The sequence below is a fragment of the Capnocytophaga sp. G1920 genome, from assembly GCF_051417515.1.
Genome location: NZ_JBPRKH010000002.1, coordinates 196,370 through 207,786 on the forward strand (window position 1 = coordinate 196,370; position 11,417 = coordinate 207,786).

Here is an 11,417-nt window from a genome sequence, read left to right on the forward strand (position 1 = left end):
TTTGCACAGTTATACAAAAGGAAGTACTTTTACCGCTTCAAAAATAACCACCTTTTGGTTATTAATATATCATTTTAATTATATTATCTATAAGATTATGAAGATATTAGTATGTATCAGTAGCGTCCCCGACACTACTTCGAAAATAAATTTTACTGATGAAAATAAGAAGTTCGACCCTACAGGAGTGCAGTTTATCATCAATCCTAACGATGAATTCTGCCTCACTAAGGCAATCTTACTTAAAGAAAAGTTAGGCGCTACTATTACCCTTGTGAATGTAGGCACCCAAGAAACAGAACCCGTATTGCGCAAGGCTTCCGCCATTGGTGCTGACGATATTATCCGTATTGATGCCACTCCTACTGATGCTTTTTTTGTAGCTACTCAGTTGGCTAAGGTAGCTAAAGAGGGAAATTACGACCTTATCATTACAGGAAAGGAATCTATTGATTATAACGGCGGAATGGTGGGAGGATTTTTGGCAGGATTACTAAATCTACCTTTTATCAACAAATGCATAGGTTTAGATATCAATGGGACAGAGGTAACAGCCGAACGAGAAATAGATGGCGGTAAGGAAAAACTCTCCGCAACTCTTCCGTTAGTAATTGCCGGACAAAAAGGACTTACACAAGAGAAAGACCTTCGTATACCAAATATGCGCAACCTAATGGCAGCTCGCACTAAAGTAATTACCGTGTTGCCTGCTGAAAATACAGATACGAGAGTAACAACCATAGGTTTTGAGAAACTTCCTGCCAAAAAACCTGTAAAAATGGTATCGGCTGATGATTTAGATACTCTTATCGATTTATTACACAACGAAGCTAAAGTAATTTAATAAAAAATGTCCATACTCATATATATAGATTCCGAAAACGGAAAAGTAAAGAAAAGTAGTTTTGAAGTGGCTACTTATGCCAAAACTCTTGCTCAGAAACAAAATACCAAAATAGTAGCAGTAGCTATCAACATTGATAATCCTGAAATGTTAGGCACTTATGGTATTGATAAAGTATTGAACGTAGCCGATGAAAAGCTACAACACTTTTTGGCGAAGGCTGTAGCACAAATATTACAACAGGCAGTGAAGAAAGAAGGGAGTACAACGGTGCTTTTCAGCGCCTCGTCGCAAGCCAAGAATATTGCCCCTTTATTAGCCATTTCTCTACAAGCAGGTTATGTACCTAACGCCATTTCACTCCCTGAAAACGATTTTACTATTAAGAGTAATGTCTTTTCTAATAAAGCCGTAAGTTTAAACAAAATCACAACACCTATAAAAATAGTAGGATTAGCTCCTAATGCCTTCGGAGTAAAAGAAAATCCTACTCCCGCAATTGTAGAACCCTTCTCCCCTACCCTTTCAGATAGTGATTTCGATATAAAGATAATCGCTACCGAGAAGGCTACAGGCAAAGTACCGTTAGACGATGCCTCTATTGTAGTATCAGGAGGACGCGGACTAAGAGCCGCCGAGAATTGGCACATAATCGAAGAACTTGCCGAAGTACTCGGCGCTGCCACCGCTTGTTCTAAGCCTGTGGCCGATATGGGTTGGCGTCCACACGCTGAACACGTAGGACAAACAGGAAAACCCGTTGCGCCTAACTTGTATATTGCCATTGGCATTTCAGGGGCTATACAACACTTGGCGGGGGTTAATGCCTCAAAAGTAAAGCTGGTTATCAACACCGATGCCGAGGCTCCTTTCTTTAAAGCTGCCGATTACGGTGTGGTAGGCGATGCTTTTGAAGTTGTTCCCAAGCTTATAGAAAAACTAAAAGCTAAACTTTAATATTTGTAATAACTTTTCACGGCTGGGAAATGCCCAAGAAACTGTGAAGATTTACAACAAATACAAAGAATACTATGCAGATAGCAAGAGAGACTTTTCAATAAACTAAACTGATGAGTTAATGGGTTAATTTGTTACTATACTAATTGACTTTTTAGCTCATCACCTAATCAAAAAATTGAACAATGCCTTTATTTAAAAAAGACCCTTTCGGACATACACTTTTCGTAAAACGATGGCTCATCCGCGTTTTTGGTATCCTTACTCACAGCAGATATGATGGTTTTAACCAACTGAAGATTGAGGGTTCGGACGTTATTCGCGAATTGCCACCACAGAATGTACTGTTCATTTCAAATCACCAGACTTATTTCGCCGACGTAACGGCTATGTTTCACGTGTTCAACGCAAGTCTTAAAGGTCGTAAAGATACCTTAGATAATATTAGTTATCTGTGGAACCCAAAACTCAACATTTATTACGTGGCGGCTTCCGAGACTATGAAATCAGGGATTCTGCCCAAAATATTAGGTTACGCAGGAGCTATACCGGTGAACAGAACCTGGCGCGAAAAAGGGAAAGAAATACATCGCGAAGTCCGCCAAGCCGACGTGGAAAACATAGGTATCGCCCTTGCCGATGGTTGGGTGATTACTTTCCCGCAGGGCACTACCTCGCCGTGGAAACCTATCCGCAAGGGTACTGCACACCTCATCAAGCAATACAAACCTGTGGTGGTGCCCATCGTAATCGATGGATTCCGTCGCTCGTTTGATAAAAAGGGAATAAACATCAAAAAGAAAGGAGTGCAACAATCGATGATTATCAAATCGCCTTTGCAAATAGATTACGAAAATGATACGGTTGAAGAAATTGTAGCTAAAATAGAAATGGCTATCGAACAACACGAATCATTCCTTAAAGTTAAGAAATTAGACGGTGAAGAAGCTCCTAAAACAGTAACAACACCACAACCCTAATTACTGATGATGATAGGGCTCATTACGGAGAATCGTAAAAGCACGGTAGAGTTGTTCTACAAAAAAAACGCGTATCATTTGGTGTGAAAAGGTGAGTTTGGAAAGTGAGAACTTGCCATTAGCACGGTCGTATACTTCTTTTGAAAAACCATAAGGTCCCCCAATCACAAAGGTGAGCTGCTTGATGCCGGCATTCATTTTCTTTTGCAATTCATCGGCGAAAGCTACTGAGGTAAACTCTTTGCCACGTTCGTCTAAGAGTATCAGGTGATGAGACGAGGCTACATTGCCGAGGATAAGCTCCCCTTCTTTTGCTTTTTGTTGCTCTTCCGATAGTGATTTGCTATTCTTAATATCGGGCAAGAGTTGCAATTCAAAATTGATGTAATACGAAAGTCGTTTTTCATACATATCAATGAGCTGTTGCAAAGCAGGATTATCGGTCTTGCCCACCGCGAGAAGTTTGATGTTCATTATTTTTCAGAATAAAAGCTAAAAGGTAAAAAATAAAAATAAGGTTATAAATCACAAACAAATACTTCGATGTTTTTCCTTAAAAGTGTTTGCCTTATAAGTTTCTCAATTCTGTCCCAAGAGCCTCCTGCCAATCCGCAACCTATGCGAGGCATTTGTACTTTGGCATTTATTTCATAAGCAAAATCGGCTATTTGTTGCAAACCTTTTTTCACTGCCTCATAACGAATAGGCGGGTCACCGTTTTCATCTTTATATATGTTGTGTTGCCCAATGAGATTGGCAACCCATATCTTCTCTTCTACCGACACAAATTGTACCTCTCCCAAGGCAAAATCTTCACCTTCTTTATACCATTGTTTGTATTGTTTTTCGGGGTATTTCCAGCGTTTGGAAAGTGCTAACACAAATCCCTTCCCCCAAGCGCCTATATCATTACAAATATGGGCGATAACAATGTTTCCTTCGGCTTGTGGCACCGTAGCATCTGCTTTTAAATAATGTATCATCGCTTAAATCTTTTATTATTTTGGCAAAGATAACTAATTTTTATTAACACTACAAAAACAATTTTTTATTACTTTCATCACAATAAACAACTCTTTTTTTACTATTTAAGGCAAATTCTATATTAAAAACTTTTATAAGGGAACAGAATACTTATAATAAATTATACAAGTACACTATTTAGATTCATAAAAAAACTTTGTCAAAGTTTAAGTACTTTGACAAAGTTTGTGATGTAAAGGAGATTGGAGACTTTTCTCATCTCTTTTTTATAATGCAAGAGTGATTATCATTATTGTTTTATCATTAGAAAAAGAACCTTTCTTTTTCTCCTTTTTCGTTCAAGATTTCTAACGAGTTGCGATTACGTGAAGAAAGGGTAGACATTATATTTTTCAATTCATCTACATCTTTAATGGTCTTTCCATTCACTGAAAGCAACACTTTTCCCACTATATTGATATTGTTGTACTCATAAAACTGACCTGCAGCGGTAACCTTCACTCCGTTTTTAGTTTTAAATCGTTTGTGGTCAGCATCTGAAAGGTTTTTCACTTCCAAACCTAAGGATTGTATTACATAAGTAGTGTTTTTCTTAAGGGTAATATTGGCAGTGCGTTCTTTACCTTCGCGTACATAAGTTACTTTTAGCATATCACCAGGACGTTTAGAAGCGATGTGACCGCTAAGGTCAGAGTATTTATGTATCTTCACATTGTCAATTTGTTTGATGATGTCTCCTTTTTTAAGTCCAGCACTACCAGCGCCTGACTCATCATCTACAGAATCTACATAGAATCCTTCAGTTTCTTTGACATTGAGTTTTTTGGCTACTTCAGAGTCTAACCCTTGTCCGCGTACGCCCATCACCCCGCGTTGTACATTCCCGTATTCTATCAAATCCTCTACCACTTTCTTAGCGATATTGCTAGGCACAGCAAACGAGTAGCCCATATATACACCCGTAGTAGATGAGATAGCTGTATTGATACCAATGAGGTCACCGTTGAGGTTTACCAAAGCACCGCCACTGTTTCCCATATTCACCACGGCATCGGTTTGTATGAATGATTCTATTTTATCGCTACCGCGCTCGCTGATGTTACGCGCTTTTGCACTGATGATTCCCGCAGTTACGGTAGAATTTAAGTTGAAAGGATTCCCTACTGCGAGTACCCATTCGCCTACTTGCGTGTTATCGGAGTCGGCAAAGGTGAGGAAAGGCAATTTTTCATCAGCTTCTATTTTTAGTAAGGCAATATCGGAAGCGGCGTCTGTACCTATGAGTTTAGCTGTATAAGTTTTATTGTTGTTAAGGGTAACCTCCAAAGTAGTTGCATTGGCAATCACGTGATTATTGGTTACTATATAGCCATCGGGAGTAATGATAACGCCAGAGCCTGTACCTACTTGGGTCTGTTCGCCTCCCCCATTACCGTAAAAAAGGTCGAAGATAGAGGTAACGCCTCCTTGCGATTTTACAGTGTTCTTCACGTGCACTACGCTATTCACCGTTTTGTTAGCCGCTTCCACAAAGTTGGTTTCACCTGCTACTGTTCTTTCAGGGGTAGTGTGATTAGTTTGTACCAAAGCAGGACGTGAGAGCAAATCAAGCGCTTCTTGTTTGGCATCGTGTTTATCTATAAAGAGTTTATACCCTCCTAAGGTCATAACCCCGCCGAGAAAGGCAGCAGCTATCATTGTTGCATAATTTTTCATCATATTCTTTGTTTTACTAATTTGTTTTATATCGTAAAACGATTAGGCAACAATTGTGCCATTTTAATGACCGACGGTAAAAGCTTCTTTAATTTTCTCTACTTCAGCTCCTATATCGCCTGCTCCTACAGCAAGTAATAATTTTGGTTGTTTTTTAAGCAATAAAGGTATCAATTCTGCTTTGCTTACCAATATTTTCTGTTTAGCCGTCACTTTGTCTAACAATACTTGTGAAGTAATACCTTCAATAGGCAGCTCTCTAGCTGGGTAAATATCCAATAGAACTACATCGTCAAACTGTGATAGGCTTTTTGCAAAATCGTCTAAAAAGTCACGTGTACGGGTGAACAAATGGGGTTGAAAGACAATAGTTTTAGGAGTGTGGGGGTACATCTCCTCTACTGCTTGGAACAACGCATTGATTTCCGAAGGATGATGTGCATAATCGTCTATAAAAGCAAAGTTGTCTTCCTTGATAATATATGAGAAACGCCTTTTCACACCTTTGAATGTAGCCAAATGAGGAAGCAACTTTTCAGGGGCAAATCCTGCTTTTACCGCCATCGATACGGCTGCTAAGGCATTGAGTAGATTATGTCTTCCTGGCTTCAATAAAGTATAGTCTTTATAGACGCCTCCTTTATAATGAAAATCAAAATGGTAAATACCGTTCTTTACGGTTATATTTTGGAAAGTATAATCGGCATTATCTTCTAATCCGTAGGTCTCACCTTCTATATCTAAACCATTGCGTACTATAAGACTTCCCCCTGGTTTTATCTTACCTGCAAACTCTCTAAAACCTTCTATCAAGTGTTGTTTATCGCCATAAATGTCGAGATGGTCGGCATCCATAGAGGTGATACAAGCTATATTGGGCGAGAGTCGCAAGAAGGAACGGTCGAACTCATCGGCTTCTGCCACAGTGTACTCACTGCCTTTCAGTACTAAGTTGCTGTTGAAGTTTTCAGCAATCCCTCCTAAAAACGCACTTACTGAGGCTCCTGCTTCTACCAATAGATGGGCGAGAATACTTGAAGTAGTGGTCTTACCGTGCGTACCTGCCACTGCAAGGCAGAAAGTATTTTTGGTGATAAACCCTAATACTTCCGAGCGTTTTACTACTTCGTAGCCATTTTGCTGAAAATAGTTTAATTCCTTATGGTCTTTGGGTACGGCAGGTGTATACACTACCAGTGTAGTGCGCTTGTCTTTAAAAGAGGCGGGAATAGCATTTACATCATCGGTAAAATGTACTTTTATACCTTCTTTTTCGAGCATTTCAGTAATTTCAGTGGGGGTACGGTCATAACCACATACCTTTTTGCCATTGGCATTAAAATAACGAGCAAGGGCAGACATCCCTATGCCCCCTATGCCTATAAAATAAACGTTCTGTATAGGTTGTAAATCCATTTGTATAAAATGCGAAGTAAGAGGTAAGAGTTTTTAATTCTTCACTCAATTACCTCATAATTTTTTAGTTTCTATTAGCTTTTTTGAAGCATCGTATTTGCGAACTTCCTTTTTCTTAGTATCAGTTACAGTATAATTGTCTAATTTTCCATTCTTGTAGATGGAAACAGTAGTCTCTTTTGTACTGCGGTCTTCACAAGTTTTTTGGCTAATTACTCCTTTGTCATAAGTTTCACGACAATTGCCGTTTTCAGTAACATACCATTTTTCTGTAATTTTCCCAGTTGGGTCATATTTAGTAGTGATTTTGCTATCCACTTGGTCTAATTTCAGCTTCCCGTTTTGGTAAAATTCCTTTGTAGTACTCTTAATAGTATTCACTTCTTTGCTGGGGTTGCCATTCTTGTGGTAAGTAGTAACTACCTGGTCAGCTCCTTCCTTCAAGTTGGTGTGTATTTCTATCTTTTGGGCAAGCTTACCAGCGTGGTCAAACACGTGTCCTTCAATAATGTTCCCTTTGAAGATGTTTTTCTTGCGCAATCTACCTTCGGTATTGAATATGTGTATTTCCGAGAGTCTCCCATTGGCGAAGATATAGGTAGATTTTAAGTTTTTTTCCTTGTTTTCAAACTGCCCTTCACCTACAAACTGCCCGTTGTTGCCTATCTCGAATTCAAAGCGCTGTTCATCGTTGTCAATAACGTAATTCCCTTTCGGCAGAGCTACCTTTCGCGTCATATACGCTTGCCGAATCATATCGCTATTAATACCTGCCGAATTGCCCGATTTAAGGTTTCTTTGTAACTGCAAATATGCGTCGTAATTTACGTATTCCTTCACTTCCACGATGCCTCTTTTAAATTCATCGCTTTTAGTATCTATAAAAAACTGCTTTCCCAATTGGTTTTGCGCAAAAGTAAATGCGGCACACCCCAGTGCTATAAATGTAAAAAGTCTCTTCATCTGTTTTAATTCTTATTTTCTAAGATAATATTTACTATTTCTTCAGTAGCATTAGGCAAAGCCAGCGTCTTAATGTGTTGCGACAGGCTCTGCTGTTTTGCCTCGTCGTTTATGAGTTCGGTAAAAGTAGTAGCAAAAGTAGTGCCTAAATCAGTTTCGCGTATCAAAATAGCAGCCTGTTTTTGCTCAATAGCTCGTGCATTTTTGGTCTGGTGGTCTTCTGCCACATTGGGCGAAGGAATAAATATCACAGGTTTTCCCACTACACACAATTCGCTCACCGAGCTGGCTCCTGCGCGAGAGATAATTACATCGGCAACAGCATAAGCCAACTCCATTTTGTCAATAAAAGCTAAAACTTTCACTCGTTCGCTTTCATATTTCTTGTACTCTTCATAATACAGTTTGCCACACTGCCATAACACTTGTACCCCAAGTTTTTCAAATAAAGGCAACTGCTCTTCTACCAGCTGATTGATGCGTCTGGCACCCAAACTACCCCCTAATACCAACAACGTTTTTTGCTCAGGGTTCAGCTGAAAATATGTCAGTCCTTCTGTGCGGTGCTTTGCTATATCCAAGAGCCCACCGCGAATAGGATTACCTGTTTTTACGATTTTCTCTTTGGGGAAGAACTGTTCCATTGCATCGTAAGCCACACATATTTTTTTTGCCTTTTTAGAAAGCATTTTGTTGGTAATACCCGCATACGAATTCTGTTCTTGAATGAAAGTAGGAATACCCATTCCGCCTGCTACCTTCACCACAGCACCGCTGGCAAAACCTCCGGTACCTATCACGGCATCGGGTTTAAAACGCTTGATAATTCTCCGAGATTTCAGCAAGCTACTGATGAATTTTAGGGGAAATAGCAGGTTCTGCAAGGTAATTTTACGCTGAATGCCCGAAATCCAAAGCCCTTCAATAGGATAACCCGCCTGTGGTACTTTTTGCATCTCCATACGGTCTTTGGCGCCCACAAACAGAATGTCGGCATCTGGAATACGTCTTTTCAATTCATCGGCAATAGCGATAGCAGGAAAAATATGCCCGCCTGTGCCTCCTCCTGATATGATAAACTTTTTCATTTCTCGTTCTAATTTGGTGCAAAGGTACGCAAATCTTCACAAAAAGCAATATTATTTAAGCGTTTGCTTAATACTGCTGTTGATAGCCTTAAAAACTTCACTGTTTTGATGAGGCACACAGTCCTGCACCCAATACCACCAAAAATAACCGCCCACGTAGTTCTTTACATATTTAGGCATCGAATAATAGTGCTTAGCCCTTTCCACTTTACTCTGTACAGGGGGCTCTTTATAATCCTTATTACCACACTCCCCTATGCCCAATTTAACACTCGGAAAAATAGACTCTAAATTGTTAAATACCTCTTGCCAATTAGGCTGGTAATTGTCGTTATCATCTTCGTAATAGCTTACTAACACGTAATCCAACTGCTTTTTCATATCTTCGGGGATATATCTTTTTAGCCAATCCTCCATCGTCACCTTTTGGTCACCTGGTTTAAAATAGTAGCTCACAAGCACTGTTTTCGCATTTTTACTGCGGATAAACTTATAAGCACCATAGGCTTTATCGGCAATAAATTGAGGGTTGTCACCCATCCAACCTTCTCCGTTAATTTCATTGCCTACTTCCCAAAAATCCGTATATGCCGAGAGTTCTTTATACGAATCTTGAAATCTCTTTACATAACTATCTACGTTAGTGTATTTTTTCATATCTTCGGAATCGGCAGGTGTTGCCATCACATAAGCTACTTGATGAACAGCCGAAAAAAGCGGTTTGTAATTAGCTATCGCTGTTTTCTTAGACATCACAATGCGCACCGTAGGCTTTACAGGCATCGCCTTGATAGCACTTACAATCTGCTGAACAGTAACCCCAGTTTCCTCCCAACTGTCGTCTATAGTAATGCCATACAAATAGGCATTCGTAGGGGTATTAGGTTTGGGGTTATCAGGCTTGGGTTTGTCTGGAATTGGCTTATCAGGGGTAGGTTTATTAGGGTCTGGTTGGGGAACTTCGTCATTGTTTTTATGGCAAGCTATAAAAATGATTGCCATAGACACTAAATATAATATTCTTTTCATTTGTAAATAATTTAATTTTGAAATTGCAAAGGTACTATTTTTATTGCAAACTGCCAAAAAAATCATCTAAAAAATCAAAATCTGCCCTTTCTCCTTCACCTTTCGTATTTACCCTATTCTTTCTTTGCTTTAATGTTATGAACTTTACCAAAATTTGAAACTTTGGCAAACTTGAAGCCTTCCACTAACCTTCTTTTTATCTCTATTTCAACTCTAACTTATCTTCGCTGATTGTTCGTTCTTTGTTCGTCTTTTCTTCGTCTTTTCTTCGTCTTTACGTCGCTGTGATTCCCCCTTTGGAGGCAGGGCTGTTACATAGAGTTACAAATGTTTGATTTATAATATATTAAATTCATAAGTTCTTTGAAATTAATGATACTCCATTCCATAGCTGACTTGATAGAGTCTTTTCCATTAAGACGAAATAGGTTAATTGATATATTTCTCATTATTGAAAGATTCTCAGGAGCATTACCTGATTTAGTCTTACTCTTGTCCTCTTTCATTTGTACATCTTTCACCCAGTGCAAACGATTTTCTATACCCCAATGAGAACGTATGTGATTAGCAAAGAAATCAGCCTTATTCTTAGCTACACTGCTAATATGGTAAACTATCTCTATTGTCTGACCTTTCTTTGTTTTGACATAACGTGTTGTTTCTATAATTCGCTTTATACCAAACCATTCAGGAGAAATACCCTCTAAATTTTTATAAACTTTGGTAATACGCAATTCATCACGACCTCTTAGCAAAGAACACTCTTGGTAAGTGTGCATTAAATACTTTTTTGTAGCAACATTTGCTTTTATTTGCTCAAAAAGCTTTTTTTGATTACCTTTTACTTGTACTATGTAGTCATTTTTTGACTTTATAATAGTTTCAAGAGTTTTTTTGACAATGTAAGGCATCTAAAGTGATTATTTCACCTTGAATGTCTAAGGCTTGTAAGAGTCTTTGAACGGTATAAATTTCAGATTCTTTTTTGTTCTCTAATTTATCACAAGCTAATACAATGCCTCTTTGTGAAGCAAAAACACTTATCAATGAAACAAAATTCTGATAGTTATTTTGAGTGTCTTTAATAGTTCCTGCAATAGCCTTTCCATCAACAGCAAGTGTTTCACCTTGACACATTGGTAAAAATTGGGCAGTCCACTGATTGAATTTTTGGGCAAAATCATCAAAATCAATTTCCATAAATATCCTTCTAATAGAGCCATATGTAGGTACTTTACAGAAAGTTAGATACTTTTTAAACTCCCATTGGTTTTCTTTGAGGAAACGGCCTATTTCTCGATAACCAGTATAACCTGACATTATTGCTGTTAGGCACATAATCAGGAAGTTAGGCATTTTATGGCGGATACCGCGTCTTTTTCTAGTATCCTCTATACTAGATAACATTTCTATCAGTGTCATAGACTTTTACATTTTATT

General features: G+C 38.6%; 10 protein-coding genes and 1 pseudogene. 3 read left to right on the forward strand and 8 right to left on the reverse strand.

Going from position 1 to position 11,417, the window contains the following annotated elements:
- Positions 1 to 97 precede the first annotated feature (97 nt).
- From ACSQ7D_RS02790 to ACSQ7D_RS02800, 3 genes are all read left to right on the forward strand, one after another.
- Positions 98 to 844: an electron transfer flavoprotein subunit beta/FixA family protein gene (locus ACSQ7D_RS02790; protein WP_034565992.1), complete on the forward strand. Its 747-nt coding sequence runs from the start codon at positions 98 to 100 to the stop codon at positions 842 to 844.
- A gap of 6 nt (positions 845 to 850) precedes the next feature.
- Positions 851 to 1,801 (forward strand): electron transfer flavoprotein subunit alpha/FixB family protein, encoded by a 951-nt coding sequence (locus ACSQ7D_RS02795; protein WP_437135292.1) that lies wholly within the window; start codon positions 851 to 853, stop codon positions 1,799 to 1,801.
- A gap of 185 nt (positions 1,802 to 1,986) precedes the next feature.
- The gene (locus ACSQ7D_RS02800) at positions 1,987 to 2,781 is read left to right on the forward strand and encodes a lysophospholipid acyltransferase family protein (protein ID WP_437135293.1); all 795 of its coding nucleotides are present in this window, start codon (positions 1,987 to 1,989) and stop codon (positions 2,779 to 2,781) included.
- Here the strand turns inward: ACSQ7D_RS02800 and rlmH are convergent, their stop codons facing one another.
- The 8 genes and pseudogenes from rlmH to ACSQ7D_RS02840 form a co-directional block, all read right to left on the reverse strand.
- Positions 2,782 to 3,255 (reverse strand): 23S rRNA (pseudouridine(1915)-N(3))-methyltransferase RlmH, encoded by a 474-nt coding sequence (gene rlmH, locus ACSQ7D_RS02805; protein WP_437135294.1) that lies wholly within the window; start codon positions 3,253 to 3,255, stop codon positions 2,782 to 2,784.
- Between the two features lie 44 nt (positions 3,256 to 3,299).
- Complete coding sequence (locus tag ACSQ7D_RS02810; protein ID WP_048748050.1) at positions 3,300 to 3,764, reverse strand: macro domain-containing protein; 465 nt, start codon at positions 3,762 to 3,764, stop codon at positions 3,300 to 3,302.
- A gap of 304 nt (positions 3,765 to 4,068) precedes the next feature.
- The gene (locus ACSQ7D_RS02815; RefSeq protein WP_437135295.1) at positions 4,069 to 5,484 is read right to left on the reverse strand and encodes a trypsin-like peptidase domain-containing protein; all 1,416 of its coding nucleotides are present in this window, start codon (positions 5,482 to 5,484) and stop codon (positions 4,069 to 4,071) included.
- Between the two features lie 60 nt (positions 5,485 to 5,544).
- Positions 5,545 to 6,897 (reverse strand): UDP-N-acetylmuramate--L-alanine ligase, encoded by a 1,353-nt coding sequence (gene murC / locus ACSQ7D_RS02820; RefSeq protein ID WP_009419529.1) that lies wholly within the window; start codon positions 6,895 to 6,897, stop codon positions 5,545 to 5,547.
- 54 nt (positions 6,898 to 6,951) lie between these two features.
- On the reverse strand, positions 6,952 to 7,860 hold the full coding sequence (locus ACSQ7D_RS02825; protein WP_437135296.1) for a hypothetical protein: 909 nt from the start codon (positions 7,858 to 7,860) through the stop codon (positions 6,952 to 6,954).
- A gap of 5 nt (positions 7,861 to 7,865) precedes the next feature.
- A complete protein-coding gene (gene murG, locus ACSQ7D_RS02830) occupies positions 7,866 to 8,948 on the reverse strand; it encodes an undecaprenyldiphospho-muramoylpentapeptide beta-N-acetylglucosaminyltransferase (protein ID WP_437135297.1) in 1,083 nt (360 codons plus the stop codon).
- Between the two features lie 51 nt (positions 8,949 to 8,999).
- Positions 9,000 to 9,950 carry a hypothetical protein gene (locus ACSQ7D_RS02835; RefSeq protein ID WP_437135299.1) on the reverse strand — a complete coding sequence of 317 codons (951 nt, stop codon included), beginning with the start codon at positions 9,948 to 9,950 and terminating at the stop codon, positions 9,000 to 9,002.
- Between the two features lie 338 nt (positions 9,951 to 10,288).
- A pseudogene (locus ACSQ7D_RS02840) lies at positions 10,289 to 11,399 on the reverse strand (ISAs1 family transposase).
- Positions 11,400 to 11,417 lie beyond the last annotated feature (18 nt).